Raw genomic sequence first — 15,522 nt, 5'->3', positions numbered from 1 at the left:
AAGGAGGGTTAGCGTTAAAAACTTAACGCTGACCGTACTCGACACCGCCAAGCAGAGCGTCATCGGTGGAAACAGCCTGTGCTTCCGGAATTCGGTCTTCGGTCAGAGCCTGGCCGATGCCGAAGATAGCGGCACCACCGAGAAGGGCGCCAATGAGCGCCGAGGCCAGGGCAGGGCCAACGCTACGACGCTGCTCGGAATCAGTTTCGTATGCCATGTTGAGGACTCCTCGTGTGCATTAAGTCAATACTGTTTATAAAACTACACTCTGTGACTTCTGTAAACCAGTGGAACAGCTGGGATTCTCTCCCCGCCTTGAATTTTGAGCGGTTTCAGCGGTCATTGAGTTTTCTTAGTTGAGAGATTAACCCATTTTCTATCAGCTAAGTAAGTTTTTAAAAATTTTCTGGAAATTATTCCTTTTCCCCCGGAACGACGAGGACCGGGCGGCCAGCATTCTTCAGCAACGCGTCAGAGGTCGAGGCGGTGAACAGACCACGCAAACCAGTAACACCGCGAGTGCCGGAGATAATTACGCCCGCATCGAGGTCGTGAGCTGCATCGACGATGGCCGACCAGATAGTAGTTTCCGTCTCTACCAAGTAGGGCTCCGCGACGAAGCCAGCCTCAGCGGCAATCTGTACACCCTCACGGCAAATACGGACGGCCTCGTCGTGAGCCGGATCGCCGTCTTCAGTCGTGGCATCCCAGTCGGGCTGCATCATGCCAGAGGCGCCAGCAGTGCGAGCTGCAGCGCGCTGCAGGGGTTCCCAGGCAGTCAGAATGTAGGCCTTCTTAACGCGCAGCAGTTTTCCGGCATAGGCCAGCGCCCGCTTGGCTTCGTCGGAGCCGTCGTAGGCAATGAGCATGGAATCAGAAATCGGTTCAACCATTTATGAGTTCAATCCTTACGTCAGAGATAGCCGAAAGACTGTCAATAGATAAAGAAAAAGAGATGTCGTTGTAGTCCAGGATAGGACAACAGCGACATTCAGCACGCTAGTTTTTAAGCTTCCCCGAACCCAGCCGGCTTGGGTCGGCTAGAGAGTCCTTAGCAGGAAGCGGTAACGTCCATTGTTATGGCGATAGAAGAAAAACCAGGGCAACCACAGCCAAAGGCTGCCGGGTCCTCGAAGAATGCCATCGCGCTCAGCGTTCCCGTTCTTGTTATCGCCGTAATCGTCGCGGCGCTGAATTTGCGCCCGAGTATTGCGTCAATCGGTCCGGTGCTTGATCAGCTCCTATCCGACCTTGGCGCTTCCTCCGCCTTTGGTGGTTTGATTACAGCGATTCCGGGGCTCGCATTTTTCGCGATCGGGTTGTCCGCGGTTTCCGTCGGCAAGCGAATGGGCTTAAGCGGTGCACTCACACTGTCTGCGACGTTGCTATTCGTCGGCCTTGCGGTGCGCCCGTGGGTGAGCAGCATCTGGCTATTCCTTCTGTTTACGGCGTTGTCGGTTGCGGGTATTGCGCTGGGAAATGTACTGCTACCTGCGTGGATCAAGGTGCATGGCGGCCGTCATGCCGTCGTGCTGATGATGTTGTACTCCAGCATGCTCGCCCTCGGGGGCGGACTGGGGCCGGCGACGGCGTTTTTGATTAGCGATTCACCCGAAGCGTCCACAGGCGGCGTCGATATGTGGCGCTGGGCGATTGCCATATGGGCGATAACCGCCTTTGTTCAGCTTGTCGTGTGGTTGCCGCTGCGTGCGCGCATCGGATTCGACTATCCGAAGGCCTCGGTCAACACCTCGGCAAACACGCCAATCTGGAAGTCTCCGACAGCCATTGCGCTGGCAGTTTTCTTCGGCGTGCAGTCGATGAACGCTTACGTGCTGATGGGCTGGATGCCGAAAATGCTTATCGACGCAGGCATCAGCGTCAGCGTAGCTACCGCGGCATCCATGATTGTTCAAGGGCTGGGCATCATCGGCGGTCTGCTGATGCCACCGCTGATTGCACGGCTCCGCACCATGTCCTACGTCGCTTTTGGTCTCGGATGCCTTTTCTTCCTCGGGTACGCGTTGATGATTCTGATCGACCAGCGGGGAGCGGCGGAAACTGGTGTTGGATACGCGATTGGGGCTGCGTTCCTGCTGGGCGTGGGGGGTTTTTGTTTCCCCATGGCTATCGCGCTGATTCCGGGCCGCACGCGCAGCCATGAGCTGACCGCGCGGCTGTCCGGCTTCGTGCAGCCAATCGGCTACATTTTCTCCGCAGTCGGGCCATTCCTGGTAGGTGTGGCCGCTGGAACGACGGAAACGTGGACACCTATTCTGGTCGTACTGCTTGGTACTACGGTCGTGCTTGCAGTGCTTGGGCTGGCTGTCGGTCGGCCAACGTACATTGATGACGAACTGGCCGACCGAGGTATCGGCGAAAAGAAGCCGGGACGTATTCAGCTCGACTGAATTTAGGGGAGTTAGCTCCACTGTATTTGAACCCGGGTCAACTTAGCTTTGAACCCATGACAAAGAAAAAGAATTTAATCGCGCTGGCCTGGAGTTTTACTCTCGGCCTGCTGTTCATTCCGGGTTTGATTGCCTCTGTTGTGCTTCTGCCGTGGATTCCGCTCATCGGCCGAGGTGCCGATTGGCTCTCTCGCTGGGCAGCATCGTGGTCCGGCACCCCGATTGCCAACCGCGTGATCAATCGTTGGTTCGACATCCGCAACTTCGTCAACTTGCTCGTCCAGTTGGCCATTGGCTTTGTCACCTTCACAGCGTGGGTCGGCGGTGGTTTTACTGTCGGAGTGCTCTTCGCTGCACCTTTCCTGGTTGATGAAGTGCAGTTTTTCAGCTGGACTCTGACGGACCCAACACAGAAGATTACTGTTGCCTGGGTTTTCGCCATCCTCTTTTTGGTGCTGACCATCGCCATCAACCTCGGTGCCGGCCTGCTGTCCATTTGGCTCTCTCGCGTCATCCTCGCACCATCCAGCGAAGAAGTTACCCAATCCCGCGACGTGCTCATTGACTCCTTCTCAGGCGAGCGCCGTCGCATTGAGCGCGAGCTTCACGACGGTCCACAGCAACACCTGACCGCCTTGAAACTCAACATTGCCGCTGCTCGCATGGGTAAGACTGAAGAAGATGTAGCCGAGGCACTCTCCGCCGCCGACCGCAATGCAACGCAGGCTCTTGCACAGCTGCGCTCCGTGGTGCTTGGCATTGCCCCGCCGGTACTGTTTGAAAACGGACTGGTCGCTGCCGTGAGGGAGCTGGCAGCGCACTCCGGAATGCAGGTGTCCGTCCGTGAAAATGGTGTTTCCGACTTCGGCCCGATTGACGAAACCTCAGCGTTACTCGCTTACCACAGCGCAGCGGAGGGGCTGACCAACGCCACCAAGAATGGCCATGCCGATCGAGCTGATATCACTCTCGCGGTTCAGACTCCGAAGAGGGCGCTCGTGTCTCATCCGGGTACGCTTACGGTCACTGTGCGCGACAACGGTGAAGGTCTGATGGAACCATCGGGGGCGGGCGCTGTAGACGTCGTAAAGCATGGCACGGGAACCGGCATTGCGGGCCTGCGCGAACGGGCGGCAGCGCTCGGTGGCACCGTGTCGCTCACCAACGCCGACGGTGGTGCCGAATTGCGGTTGGAACTGCCTGTTCGCCAAGGAAGGACGCGATGAAAGTACTGCTGGCCGAGGACTCCGTACTCCTGCGCGAAGGGCTGACCGGCCTGCTGCGGGCGCTGGGACACGAGGTCGTCGCCGTCGGTGATGCGGATCAGCTGCTCGACACTGCCGAAGGCCAGACGTTCGATGTCATCGTCACCGATGTCCGGATGCCACCGAACATGCGTGACGACGGATTGCTCGCTGTCACCAAACTTCGCCAGTGCAACCCTGACCAGCCGGTTGTCGTGCTCAGCCAATACGTGGCGGCCAGTTACTTAGATCGCCTGCTGCAGCATGGTGGCTTTGGGTACTTGTTGAAAGAACGCGTCTCTGATGTCGAGCACTTCGTTGCGGCGCTGGAAGAGGTCCGCAGCGGCGGTACCGTGGTTGACCCTGAAGTGGTTGCGACGCTACTGGCCGCAAAGCAGGACGGCATCGCCGCGCTGACCCCGCGCGAGCGCGAAGTGCTCGACCTGATGGCGCAGGGGCTCAGTAATAAGGAAATGGAAAAGCGCCTGGTACTAACCGCAGGTGCTGTGAGTAAGCATGTGGCGAATGTGTTTTTAAAGCTCGGCTTCCAGCCGGAGGATAGCAACCGTCGTGTCAAAGCAGTGCTGCGGTGGCTGAGATATACCGCGCCGTCGCCATCCTCGTAAACCGCGACCACGTAAAAGCCCCACGCCAACTCCTCCGAAACGGGAGTCGGCGTGGGGATTATGGGTAATTGGTGCTACTCGGATATAAGAAAGGCGAGGGTGGAAGCCTCGTCATCGACGAGACGCAGGCTCCGACCGTGCGGTTGATCTACCAGCTGTTCCTTGATGGGATAGCGATCAGTGAGATTAAAACCGAGCTCGCTGCCCGCAAGATTCTCACCCCGCGCGGGAAAGAAGTGTGGTCAACCTCGACAGTGTGCTCCATCCTGTCCAACGAAAAATACAAGGACGACGCCCTGCTGCAAAAGACGTTCACCACCGATTTCCTTACTAAGAAGATGAAGGTCAACGAAGGCGAAGTACCCCAATACTATGTATCAGGTAATCATGAGCCGATTACCGAACCGCGTATCTGGGATCAGATGCAATACGAACTCGCCACCAGGCATGGCAACATATAGTCAGCGAAAGTCGGGTTGTTCTCCACCCGGCTGGAATGTGCTCGGTGTGGGGCGTGGTATGGGCGTAAAACGTGGGCGTCGAACACGAAATGCAAAGACGCAGTTTGGCAATGCAACCATAAATACACAGACGAACATCCCTGCAGCAGCGCGACGGTGAAAGACGAGCAGATCGAAGCGCTGATTGCGGAAAACCAGCGGTGTGCGCTCGACCAGGACGCCTGCCAATCCGCGTACGCCGAACTCGATACTACCTACCGTAAGACGCTCGCACGTAGAACAAGCCTGGAAAAAGATATCGCAGCGAACACCGCCAAGCACGCCGCCATCACCACAACCCTGAATGATCTGACAGGGGAACCTGTGAGCGAGTTTCACCCCGCACAATGGAGCGCACTTATCGACCACGCCATTGTCACCGAGGACGCGATCCGGTTCGTGTTCCGCACCGGTGAACAGGTGAGGATTGCCCTGAAAGGGTGATGTTCGTATCAGTTGACGTGCACAGTAGACACACCTCCCAGAAATATAGTAAGGTTAGGCATGCCTAATAAGGATGGTGCTTACGTGAACGAAAGTGCAACGGATCAGGTTGTTGAAGGCGAGTATGGGTCGGCGAAGGAAAAATCAGTCGCTGGCCAGAACGCGATCCGTCAGCTATCGCAGCCGGTGAAAGGCAAACTGTTTATCGCGCAGGCCTTAACGTTCGCCTCTGGGGTGTTGGCTATCGCACCCTATGTGGCTTTGGTGGAGCTGGGAGCTGCGCTGATGCAAGACCGGGTGGACCCGGCGCGGGTGAACTGGATCGTGATGCTCCTCGTCAGCGCATACATGGCCCGGTTGACCTTATATTTTGTTGCGTTGGGCGTGACGCATTTTATTGACCTGTCGTTGCGTAATCAAATGCGCCGCCAGATTGCCGCCCGCATGTCGACTGCTCCGCTGTCGTGGTTTACCCGCGAGGGTGAGGGGAAGATCCGCAAGACCATTCAGGATGATACGGCCACGGTGCACACAGTGATCGCGCACGGGCCGATTGAGAAACTGAACGCGATCGTATCCCCGCTCGCCTTGTTGGCCTATGCGTTCGTGGTGGATTGGCGGCTCGCTCTGCTGTCGATCGCGACGATTCCGGTTTATGTGGGCATGTATGGCATGTCGATGCGTGGGATGAATGAGAAGACCGCGGAAATGGACACCAAGCTCGCTCAGGTTTCGGCAACGATGGCCGAGTTCGTTGCCGGTATCTCAGTGGTGAAAGCGTTCGGCAAGGTCGGCCAAGCACATAAAGCCTATTTAGATGCAGCTAACGAGTTTTCTAAGTTCTACCGGGCATGGTGCATGCCGCTGGTGTCGATGTCGGTCGCCTCATTTTCGTGGGTGTCGATCCCGGTGTTGTTGATCGTGAACCTTGGCGGTGGCGCGTTGATGATGAACGCCGGTTGGGTGAGCATCTACGAGGTGATAACGACCACGTTGATCGCCTTGGTGTTGCCGGGAGCGTTGATGGCAGTCGCAACCATCGCCTGGTCGTACCAGCTCGCAGGGTCTGCGGCAGTACGGCTGGTGAACGTCATGGAGCTACCGGCATTGCCTCAGCCAGATATGCCGCAGACGCCAAAGGGTCATGATATCGAGATTCGGGGTGTGTCGTATGCCTATGACGAGACCCAAGCGTTAGACGAAGTGAGCCTGAGCATTCCGGCAGGCACGGTGACCGCGCTGGTTGGCCCGTCGGGCGCGGGAAAGTCGACGTTGGCGAGTTTGATTGCCCGCTTCGATGATCCAGATGCTGGCACGATCACTATTGGCGGGGTTGATCTAAAGAGCATTTCCCAGGATGTGTTGTATTCGACGGTCGCATTTGTCCTGCAAGATGCACAGCTTATTCGCGACACCATTCGAAACAACATCGCTCTTGGCGCGCCAGACGCAACCTTGGATCAGGTGCGGCAGGCGGCGCGGGCGGCGCAGATCGATGAGTTCATCATGAGCCTGCCAGATGGTTACGACACTGTGTTGGGTGAGGATACCCACGTTTCGGGCGGGCAGGCAGCCCGTATCGCGATCGCCCGGGCGCTCATGGTTGATGCCCCAGTGTTGGTGTTGGACGAGGCGACGGCGATGGCGGACCCGGAATCGGAATCGAAAATCCAACAAGCTCTCTCGACTCTTGCCAAAGGCAGAACCGTGATTGTGATCGCCCACCGACTGGCCTCAATCAGAGGGGCAGACCAAATCGTCGTCATGGAACGCGGGCGCATTGCTGTGGTCGGTAAACACGACGAGCTGTTGGGTAATGCGCACTATCAGGCACTTCTTGCCCAAGGTGCATGCGAGGAGATGACACGATGAATCAACTATTGCTGCCACGCTTTAAGCGTTTGATGGAACCCGCCTCGTGGCGAGACCTCTCGGTCGGTCAAGCGTGGGGTGCGGTCTCAGGACTGTGTCACGGCTTTGCCCTGCTGACTTTGCTTCCCGCAGCAAGTGCCCTAGCGACCGGAATGCCGGTGTGGGGGCTGTCGTTTTGGGGCTGGCTCATCGCCTTGGCGGTAATCGCGATGCTGGGCGTGGGCACGGAGTTTTATGGCATGCGCACCGGCTATATCGGCGCGCTCGGGTTCATTCACGACGTACACCAAGCGGTCGGCAACAAGGTAGCCCGCCTACCGTTGGGAGTGTTTGATTCGGGTAGTTCTGGACGGCTGTCGCGCATGGTCACCCAGGAAATGATGAACTTGGGCGAGTCGGCGGCACATTTCATTTTCTCCCTCGTCCAAAAACTCTCAGCCGTGCTGGTGATCACTGTGGGAACCTGGTTCTGGGATTGGCGACTGGGACTGACCTTGACGATCGCCTTCCCGATCATGCTCGCCTTCCTTCATATCTCCCGTGTGCTTCTCGATAAGGGCAAACAGGTTTCCGAACCAGCAGAATCGGAGCTGGCGGCTCGCATGGTCGAATTCTCCACCTGCCAAGGCGCGCTGCGCTCCTGCCATGTCGCCGACGACTACCCGGCCCTTGATCGGGCATTCAAACAGGCTGACCGCAAAAGCCGCAAAGCATTGTGGATCGAAACATTAGCGAACCTGATAAACGGAATGTTCGTCCAAGCCCTTGTCGTGGTAATGATTTGGCTGACCGCCCAACTCGCCCTCGGCGGGCAGATGAATGCGTTGAACGCTGTGGTCACCATCGGCATGTGCCTGCGGTTCACCACCATGCTCCAAGACATCGGTGGCTGCATGACCGGGCTGGAAGAACGCCGCCAGCAGATGAACCACGTCGACAAGGTCATGGACGCTCCCGAACTGTCCGAACCTGTCACCTCCACACCGGTGAGCGCTCCTGGTGATGTTCGCTTCGATGATGTGACCTTCGGCTACGATCCGGACACCCCGGTTCTCCGTGATTTTTCCTTCCATGTCCCGCAAGGCGGCATGTGTGCCCTGGTTGGTCCATCTGGGTGCGGGAAGACGACGATCGCCCGGTTGGTTGCACGTTTCTGGGATGTGCAGTCCGGCAGCGTGCGCGTTGGCGGGGTTGATGTGCGTGAGCAGACCACCGAAGATTTGATGCGCCAGATATCCCTGGTCTTCCAAGACGTCTACTTATTCAATGACACGCTTGAGGCCAACATTCGCCTTGGCAACCCAGAAGCTACCGATGAAGAAATCAGGTGGGCCGCTGACCTGTCGGGCGTGACGGAAATCGTCAACCGCCTCCCAGATGGCTGGAATTCATTGGCGGGCGCTGGCGGGCGTGCACTGTCAGGTGGGGAACGCCAACGAGTGTCCATCGCTCGCGCCTTGGTGAAGAAGGCCCCGATCGTGCTGTTCGATGAGGCCACCAGCGCGTTGGATGCGGAAAATGAAGCCAACATTGTTGCGGCGATGAACGAGCTACGCAAGCACTCCACACTGATCGTGATCGCCCACAAACTTGAAACCATTCGCCAAGCTGACCAAATCATTGTGCTCTCCCACGGTGGGCGTATCGCCCAGCGCGGGCCTCACGACGAGCTGGTCAACCAGCCGGGTCAATACCGCGATTTCTGGCAAGAGCGCATCAACGCAGGCGGATGGCAACTCGTCTAAACACAGCGCATATCAGCACATAAAAGGAAAAACTATGTCCACACGCACATCCTCGCGCCTCAACACGCGCGACTTCATCAACATCGGCGTCTTCACTGCCTTGATGTTCGTCATCGTGTTTGCATTCGGAATGCTCGGGTTCATCCCCGTCGCCATGTATGCCGGCTTCTTGCTTTCTATCCTCGTTAACGGCATCGTCTTTGCGCTGTTCACAGCACGCACTCCGAAGATGGGGGCATTGACCATCATGCTGATCCTCATCGAAATCCTCTTCTTCGTGACCGGCCACTGGGTGGGCGGCATCGCGATCGCCGCTGTATTCGGCCTGCTCGCCGACCTAGTCATCACCAAGGGGCCGAAGAGCGTGAAGGTTCGCGTTCCGCTGGCATACGCACTGTTTATTCTGCCGATCTACGTGTCACCGTGGATGCCGCTATTTATGAACCAAGAGGCATATATGTCGCAGATCGCCGAACAAATGGGCGCCGAGTATGCCGCGAAGATGGCCCAGGTTGTCACTATCCCGATTCTGTTGGGCTTCTTCGTCGTGATGCTCATCGTTGGCTGGCTTGCTGGTCTGTTGGGAACCAGGGTCGCGCGCAAACACTTTGAACGGGCCGGTCTTGTCTAAACTTCCCGACCCGCGCACGATTATCGTAGCGCTCGTCATCGTCTCCACCACGATCTACAGTTCCTACTCGCCGTGGTTCGTGTGTGCTCTGGGCGGATTCGCTGCCGTGATGCTGGCGAGCGCCTCGATCAACCCCAACACGCTCGTGCGCCCGAGCTGGGTGGCCGTCTACCTGGCCACGTTTGCGGTCCTCGGTGGGCTCGTTTATGTGATACCCCTGGTCTGGAAATCAACAGCCAGCGCATTCCTCGTGCTGTTTCTGCAGTGGATGTGGCGATTCAGCGTCAGCGCAGGCATGGGCGCATACGCGATCGGTGTAATCCGACCTGCCACCTTGCAAAAAGCACTAGCCAGCTCACGAATCCCGACTTGTTTGACGATCCCTATCTCAGTCGCGTTACGGGTGCTGCCCGTGATCGGCCACGAGGTTAAAGCGATCTCAGATGCGATGAAGCTTCGCGGGATGTCCGCGCTTTCCCTGCGCGCGGCCCAGTACTTCACGATCCCGCTGCTATCGACCGTGGTGCGAAGCGGGGACGAACTGGCATCTGCTGCCCTTGTACGCGGACTGGGCGGAACCGCAAAGCCTACCTCAGTCACGGTCGTGAAATTCCGGGTGGTCGACGCGGTCATTCTGCTCATCGTTATCGGCTTCGCGATATGGAGAATCACCCTATGACAACAGCCCAAGCCACCGGCGTCACCTTCACCTATCGGGGAGCAGACCACCCCTCAATCACAGACGCAACCATCACCATCACACCTGGAACCGTCACCTTGCTGTGCGGCGCGTCTGGGTCAGGGAAAACTACCGCGCTACGGCTGTTTAACGGGCTGATCCCGCACTTCCACGACGGCGACCTTACCGGAAGCGTCACAGTCGACGACATTGACGTGGCACGAGTAGATCTATCAGAGCTTGCCCACCACTGTTCGACAGTGTTTCAAAACCCGCGCACCCAGTTCTACACCACTCACGTGCGCCAAGAACTCGCCTTCGGCCCAGAAAATCTCGGCCGCGACCCGCAGGAGATTAGTGCCCGCATTGACGAGGTTGCCGCCGAGTTAGGTATCGCCGACCAGTTGGAATCCCGCGTCACACAACTGTCGGGTGGGCAGATGCAACGCGTGGCCTGCGCCGTCGCCATGTGCAACAACACGTCGCTGATCGTCTTTGACGAGCCGACCGCGAACTTGTCCGCTGACGTTATCGACCAACTCGCCACGCTCATCGCCCGGCTCAAAAAAGACGGGCACACCATCATCATCGCTGAACACCGGCTGAGTTTCCTCGCCGGGATTGTCGACCGCGTCTACTGCTTCGACAAAGGCAATATCGCCCTCACCGCAACCGGCGAAGAGTTCTACGCTACCTCGGATGAGGAGCGCAAACAGCTTGGACTGCGATCCCTTGTGCCCGTGCCCATGCCGCAGCTACCGCAACCGGCAGGAGATGGGCTCACGATCGACAACCTCACCTTCGCCTACCGCCACGGAAACACAGTCCTCAACATCGACCATGTGCTCTTCCCGGAAGGGAAAATCACTGCACTGTTGGGCCCGTGCGGGTCGGGCAAATCAACACTGGCACGAATCGTCTGCGGACTTGAAAAGGCCAAGCATACATCCATCACACTCAATGGACAGAAATTCACCAGCCGTGACTCCTACCTTGTGATGCAAGACCCTACCCGACAGTTGTTCTCGGACACAGTCATTGACGAAGTCACGCTCGGCACGACCAAAGCCGAAAAGCAACGCATCGATGCCCACGCGATCCTTGAAGAACTCGACCTTGCCGACCACGAGGCTGATCATCCCCAAGCACTCTCTGGCGGGCAACGCCAACGCCTGGTTATTGCTACAGCGCTTGCTGCGAACAAGAAAGTTTACATCTTCGACGAGCCCACGTCCGGTGTTGGCTACAAGCACCTTGTCGCGATTTCCCGGGTAATGCGTAAACTCGCTGACACTGGTGCCGTCGTCATTGTCATCACCCACGACGCTGAACTCGTTACCGAGGTCGCCGACCATAGCGTCCGCCTCGACCAAATCAACGCCTGCTAACGCAAACGCCTACTTATCATTTTCGACGTCATAGTGGAGCCGATGACGGGAATCGAACCCGCGCCGCCTGCTTGGGAAGCAGGAGTTCTACCATTGAACTACATCGGCACACAGTAGGCGGAATGATTAAAAGCACGCCACGGGATTGGCACAGTAGGTGTGGCATGCAGGAAATCAGTCGCCCTCTGTAACTTCAATGTAGCACTCTCGATTCGCGTCGAAAAAATTGGTTGGCAGCAGCTCCGCTGAATTTATCGCGGGCATATCCTGCAACCCGCGCACGCTGTGCATTACAGAGCGGTTAAGCTGGTCTATGTGTTGCTCTCAGATCGTGATATTCGTGCCGCTATCGATGCCGAAGGCTCCGGCCATCTCGGCATTGATCCTTTTGACCCGAAGATGATTCAGCCTTCGTCCATCGACGTGCGTCTGGACAAGTTCTTCCGAGTTTTTAACAACTCGCAGTACACGCACATCGATCCGAAGTTGCCGCAGGAAGAACTGACGTCCCCGCACGAGGTTCCAGAAGGGCAGCCCTTCATTCTTCACCCGGGCGAGTTCGTCCTGGCATCGACCCTGGAGTACTTCACTATTCCTCCGAACTTGGCAGGCCGCCTGGAAGGTAAGTCTTCGCTGGGGCGTCTGGGCCTGGCAACGCACTCGACCGCCGGCTTTATTGATCCAGGGTTTTCAGGTCACATCACGCTGGAGCTATCCAATGTGGCGAACTTGCCTATCGCACTGTGGCCAAATATGAAGGTCGGCCAGCTGGCACTGTTCAAGATGTCCTCGCCGGCAGAAGTGCCTTACGGTTCCGGCAAGCTCGGTTCGAAGTATCAGGGGCAGCGCGGCCCGACGCCGTCGCGTGCGTACCTGAACTTCCGTGATGAGGAATAAGGCACCTGAAACTCGGGATATGAACTCGGAATATAAATGAATTGTGAATAGCCCCGAGTGAATTCTCGGTGAAGAAATGGAAACAATTGTTCAATAAAGAGTTTCCGCAGGTGAAAAGCCTAAATATGGGCCTTTAGTTCACACCATTTAAGGGTTAAATCGGCTTGAGGGCCTTTTATCTTTCGATAAATAATAGCCCTTATGCGTATTACGGTTATTGGTACGGGTTACCTTGGTGCCACTCACGCCGCAGCAATGGCGGAGTTGGGTCACGAGGTTCTCGGCGTAGATGTAGATCCCGCCAAGATTGAGGCATTGTCCGCAGGTCAAGTTCCTTTCTTCGAGCCTGGTTTGCCTGAACTGCTGAAGAAGCACGTTGAGTCGGGGCGTCTACGTTTCACCACTGACTACGACGAGGCCGTTGAATTTGCGAACGTCCACTTTGTAGGCGTGGGAACTCCGCAGATTAAGGGCTCTTACGCTGCTGACGTTCGCTATGTGGACGCCGCTGTAACCGAATTGGCTAAGCGCGTCGTCGGCAAGCACTTGGTGTTTGGTAAGTCCACCGTGCCCGTCGGTACCGCGCCGCGCCTGCAGGAACTGGCTGCGGAGATAATCAGCGAGCGCGCCGCATCTGGTGATGAGCAGTTGAAGAACACCAGCCTCGAGATCGCCTGGAACCCGGAGTTCCTGCGTGAGGGCTTCGCGGTAAAGGACACCCTGGAGCCGGACCGTGTGGTGCTGGGTGTGCAGAAGCCGGGCATGATCCTCAATGGTGCAGGTCAGGAAGTCGAATCGATCGCTGAGGAAAGTCTGCGCGAGTGCTTCGGCCCTATCTTTGAGCGTGAGACGCCGTTTATCGTCGCGGACACCGCCACCGCAGAGCTGGTGAAGGTGTCGGCGAATGCATTCCTCGCCACCAAGATTTCCTTCATCAACGCGGTCTCTGAAATCTGTGAGGTCACAGGTGCGGATATCACCACGCTTGCCGACGCCATCGGTATGGACGCTCGAATTGGCCGCCGCTTCCTCAATGCGGGGCTGGGCTTCGGCGGCGGTTGCCTGCCGAAGGATATCCGCGCATTCATGGCCCGCGCTGGTGAGCTGGGCGTTGACCAGGCGATGACTTTCCTGCGCGAGGTCGATGCAATCAACATGCGTCGCCGTGAAAAGACCGTTGACCTGGTACGCGGTAGCTTTGGTGGCTCGTTGCTCGGTCACACCGTGACTGTGCTGGGTGCGGCTTTCAAGCCGAACTCTGACGATGTGCGTGACTCCCCGGCGCTGTCGATTGCCGGTTCGCTGTCGTTGGCAGGCGCTTCGGTGAGCGTTTACGACCCACAGGCCATGGAGAACGCCAAGAAGAATTTCCCGACCTTGGAGTACGCACCGAGCATCGAAGCAGCTCTGGAAGGCTCGGAGATGGTTGTCGTCGCCACCGAGTGGCAGCAGTTCCGCGATATCGACCCGGTGGTTGCGAAGAAACTGGTCAAGCGCGCAGCGGTGCTTGACGGCCGCAACTGCCTGCCAACCGATCAGTGGCGTGCCGCAGGCTGGGATGTCACCTGCCTCGGCCGCGGCTAAATACTGGCCGCTCTCGAGCGCTTCGGAAACTTCATACCCTCCGGAGCCACGGTATAGGCGGCGATGAGGGTGGTAATCGGCACCGCGAGTACCAAAGCGACCGCACCGATGGTGGAACGCAGCAGTTCTGTGGCCACTACATCGGAGGTCAACGACTGCATCAGCGGCCGGTCGGAGACGCTTAACAAAATCGATAGCGGCAGTGCGGTGCCGAGGTACGCCAGTACCAGTGTGTAGACCATCGACGCTATGTGGTCGCGACCGACGCGCATTGCCGAGCGGAAGACCTCCATAGGCCGCGACCGTGGAGCTGCTTCGTAGAGCTCCTGGACGGTAGAGGCCTGGGCGATGGTGACGTCGTTAAGCACGCCCAACGCGCCGATGATGAATCCCGCCAGAAGCAGACCTGTGACGGAGACATCAGGCAGGTAAAGCTGAATAAGCAGGTTGTCCTCGTTGCCGAGACCACGTAGCTGCGACGTGGAGATTGCGAGGTTGGCCAGGCCCGCCGCCAGCACCATCGTGGTGAGTGTTCCCGCCAGTGCGGAAGCTGACTTCCAGTTGATGCCATGAACGAGGAAGAGCACAGGGAAGAGAATCGCCGCGCCCGCCGTGATGGCTAAGGCCACAGGATCGCCGCCGCGTAGCAGTGCCGGAACCAGAAATCCCATCACTGCGGCCAGCGTGATGCCAAGACCAATGAGGCTCAAGACCCCGCGAGTCATGCCGACGAGGATGATGAGAAGTACTGCCGCGCCGAGCCACAACCAGATTGTCGTGGTGCGATCCATGTCCAGGAAGGTGTAGGTGTTCCCGATGCTAGCGGTGTCGACAACCTGATGAGGTGCGAGATCGACGACATTGGTGTCGGCCGCGGGAGCCTCGGGGGCAGGTGGTGCGGGTGGAGCAGGAGCTTCTGCGCCGGATTCAGGTGCTGGTTCCTGCTCCGGGGCCGGAGCTGGTGCCGGAGTCGGTGCCGGAGCCTCAGCATCAGGAGCAGGCTCCCCCTCTGCTCCCTCAGGGGCAGGCGCGGGGACAACGCCAGGAGCTGGTGTCATCAACCCCGGATCCGGCACGGCACCATTGTCGACAGCTCCGGTACCGGCCGCGTTTGGGCGGTGAATTGCCAGGACGACCTTGTCGCCCTCCGCCAGCTCAATCTCACCGGGCAGGCCGGATGCCTCCAGAAGAGTCTTCTTGCCCTCGTCTGGGCCCGAGGTCAGTTCAATGACCGAGAGCTGGCACTTCGGCGCCGCGGGGTCGTTGAGCGAAGCCGTCAGCCCTGGCCGCGGCTGGTCGTCGAAGACACGTCCGTTGTCAGGCGAATTGCACGCCCCGACGCTGTGCTTTACGACGGTTCCCTTGACCGTCTCTGCAGCTGATGTCTGTGACTGCAGGAATCCCGGCCCCGGACTCGGAGCTTCACCCGATGGCCAGAGCCCAATCACTGCGAGGAAAGTCGCAATGCCAGCAACTGTAAGAACTGTGGCCAGCAAGCGAC

The 15,522-nt window shown here is 58.0% G+C and carries 15 protein-coding genes and 1 tRNA gene; 12 read left to right on the top strand and 4 right to left on the bottom strand.

What is annotated here, in order from left to right:
• Positions 1 to 22 precede the first annotated feature (22 nt).
• Entirely contained in the window at positions 23 to 217 is a 195-nt protein-coding gene (locus HMPREF2847_RS02765; protein WP_005510537.1) for a DUF2613 domain-containing protein, read from the bottom strand.
• Positions 218 to 413: 196 nt separating this feature from the next.
• Positions 414 to 893: a universal stress protein gene (locus tag HMPREF2847_RS02760; protein WP_005510532.1), complete on the bottom strand. Its 480-nt coding sequence runs from the start codon at positions 891 to 893 to the stop codon at positions 414 to 416.
• Between the two features lie 186 nt (positions 894 to 1,079).
• Between HMPREF2847_RS02760 and HMPREF2847_RS02755 the strand changes: the two genes are divergently transcribed.
• The 10 genes from HMPREF2847_RS02755 to HMPREF2847_RS02710 all read left to right on the top strand — a co-directional run bounded on the left by HMPREF2847_RS02755 (position 1,080) and on the right by HMPREF2847_RS02710 (position 11,540).
• On the top strand, positions 1,080 to 2,411 hold the full coding sequence (locus HMPREF2847_RS02755; RefSeq protein ID WP_083327300.1) for an MFS transporter: 1,332 nt from the start codon (positions 1,080 to 1,082) through the stop codon (positions 2,409 to 2,411).
• Between the two features lie 56 nt (positions 2,412 to 2,467).
• Positions 2,468 to 3,637 (top strand): sensor histidine kinase, encoded by a 1,170-nt coding sequence (locus HMPREF2847_RS02750; RefSeq protein ID WP_070851437.1) that lies wholly within the window; start codon positions 2,468 to 2,470, stop codon positions 3,635 to 3,637.
• Positions 3,634 to 4,281: a response regulator transcription factor gene (locus tag HMPREF2847_RS02745; protein WP_070851436.1), complete on the top strand. Its 648-nt coding sequence runs from the start codon at positions 3,634 to 3,636 to the stop codon at positions 4,279 to 4,281. Before HMPREF2847_RS02750 ends, HMPREF2847_RS02745 begins: the two co-directional genes overlap by 4 nt.
• Positions 4,282 to 4,352: 71 nt before the next feature.
• Positions 4,353 to 4,742, top strand: a complete 390-nt coding sequence (locus HMPREF2847_RS11725; RefSeq protein ID WP_070429408.1) for a recombinase family protein — start codon at positions 4,353 to 4,355, stop codon at positions 4,740 to 4,742.
• A 15-nt stretch (positions 4,743 to 4,757) separates the two neighbouring features.
• Positions 4,758 to 5,225, top strand: coding sequence for a recombinase zinc ribbon domain-containing protein (locus HMPREF2847_RS11715; RefSeq protein ID WP_224433374.1), 468 nt, complete (start codon positions 4,758 to 4,760; stop codon positions 5,223 to 5,225).
• Between the two features lie 84 nt (positions 5,226 to 5,309).
• A complete protein-coding gene (locus HMPREF2847_RS02730; protein WP_070851472.1) occupies positions 5,310 to 7,097 on the top strand; it encodes an ABC transporter ATP-binding protein in 1,788 nt (595 codons plus the stop codon).
• Entirely contained in the window at positions 7,094 to 8,842 is a 1,749-nt protein-coding gene (locus HMPREF2847_RS02725) for an ABC transporter ATP-binding protein (protein WP_070851435.1), read from the top strand. The genes HMPREF2847_RS02730 and HMPREF2847_RS02725 overlap by 4 nt, the downstream gene beginning before the upstream one ends.
• A 34-nt stretch (positions 8,843 to 8,876) precedes the next feature.
• Positions 8,877 to 9,473, top strand: coding sequence for an MptD family putative ECF transporter S component (locus HMPREF2847_RS02720; RefSeq protein ID WP_016421585.1), 597 nt, complete (start codon positions 8,877 to 8,879; stop codon positions 9,471 to 9,473).
• Positions 9,466 to 10,152, top strand: a complete 687-nt coding sequence (locus HMPREF2847_RS02715; RefSeq protein WP_070429406.1) for an energy-coupling factor transporter transmembrane component T family protein — start codon at positions 9,466 to 9,468, stop codon at positions 10,150 to 10,152. The genes HMPREF2847_RS02720 and HMPREF2847_RS02715 overlap by 8 nt, the downstream gene beginning before the upstream one ends.
• On the top strand, positions 10,149 to 11,540 hold the full coding sequence (locus tag HMPREF2847_RS02710) for an ABC transporter ATP-binding protein (protein ID WP_016421583.1): 1,392 nt from the start codon (positions 10,149 to 10,151) through the stop codon (positions 11,538 to 11,540). The genes HMPREF2847_RS02715 and HMPREF2847_RS02710 overlap by 4 nt, the downstream gene beginning before the upstream one ends.
• 34 nt (positions 11,541 to 11,574) lie before the next feature.
• Here the strand turns inward: HMPREF2847_RS02710 and HMPREF2847_RS02705 are convergent.
• Positions 11,575 to 11,648, bottom strand: a tRNA-Gly gene (locus HMPREF2847_RS02705).
• 207 nt (positions 11,649 to 11,855) lie between these two features.
• Here HMPREF2847_RS02705 and dcd point away from each other — a divergent pair.
• Positions 11,856 to 12,437, top strand: a complete 582-nt coding sequence (dcd, locus tag HMPREF2847_RS02700; protein WP_038626826.1) for a dCTP deaminase — start codon at positions 11,856 to 11,858, stop codon at positions 12,435 to 12,437.
• Between the two features lie 201 nt (positions 12,438 to 12,638).
• Complete coding sequence (locus tag HMPREF2847_RS02695) at positions 12,639 to 14,021, top strand: UDP-glucose dehydrogenase family protein (RefSeq protein ID WP_070851434.1); 1,383 nt, start codon at positions 12,639 to 12,641, stop codon at positions 14,019 to 14,021.
• Here the strand turns inward: HMPREF2847_RS02695 and HMPREF2847_RS02690 are convergent.
• The gene (locus HMPREF2847_RS02690) at positions 14,018 to 15,517 is read right to left on the bottom strand and encodes a YibE/F family protein (RefSeq protein WP_070851433.1); all 1,500 of its coding nucleotides are present in this window, start codon (positions 15,515 to 15,517) and stop codon (positions 14,018 to 14,020) included. The genes HMPREF2847_RS02695 and HMPREF2847_RS02690 overlap by 4 nt on opposite strands.
• Between the last annotated feature and the right edge of the window lie 5 nt (positions 15,518 to 15,522).

It is taken from the genome of Corynebacterium sp. HMSC074C03, from assembly GCF_001838285.1.
Classification (GTDB): Bacteria; Actinomycetota; Actinomycetes; order Mycobacteriales; family Mycobacteriaceae; genus Corynebacterium; species Corynebacterium amycolatum.
The sequence above is the reverse complement of the archived record's forward strand: the minus strand, read 5'-3'. Positions and strand labels throughout refer to the sequence as shown.

Coding starts and splice junctions, on each gene's coding strand:
- HMPREF2847_RS02765 (WP_005510537.1), bottom strand. CDS start 217: ATGGCATACGAAACTGATTCCGAGCAGCGTCGTAGCGTTGGCCCTGCC.
- HMPREF2847_RS02760 (WP_005510532.1), bottom strand. CDS start 893: ATGGTTGAACCGATTTCTGATTCCATGCTCATTGCCTACGACGGCTCC.
- HMPREF2847_RS02755 (WP_083327300.1), top strand. CDS start 1,080: ATGGCGATAGAAGAAAAACCAGGGCAACCACAGCCAAAGGCTGCCGGG.
- HMPREF2847_RS02750 (WP_070851437.1), top strand. CDS start 2,468: ATGACAAAGAAAAAGAATTTAATCGCGCTGGCCTGGAGTTTTACTCTC.
- HMPREF2847_RS02745 (WP_070851436.1), top strand. CDS start 3,634: ATGAAAGTACTGCTGGCCGAGGACTCCGTACTCCTGCGCGAAGGGCTG.
- HMPREF2847_RS02725 (WP_070851435.1), top strand. CDS start 7,094: ATGAATCAACTATTGCTGCCACGCTTTAAGCGTTTGATGGAACCCGCC.
- HMPREF2847_RS02720 (WP_016421585.1), top strand. CDS start 8,877: ATGTCCACACGCACATCCTCGCGCCTCAACACGCGCGACTTCATCAAC.
- HMPREF2847_RS02710 (WP_016421583.1), top strand. CDS start 10,149: ATGACAACAGCCCAAGCCACCGGCGTCACCTTCACCTATCGGGGAGCA.
- HMPREF2847_RS02695 (WP_070851434.1), top strand. CDS start 12,639: ATGCGTATTACGGTTATTGGTACGGGTTACCTTGGTGCCACTCACGCC.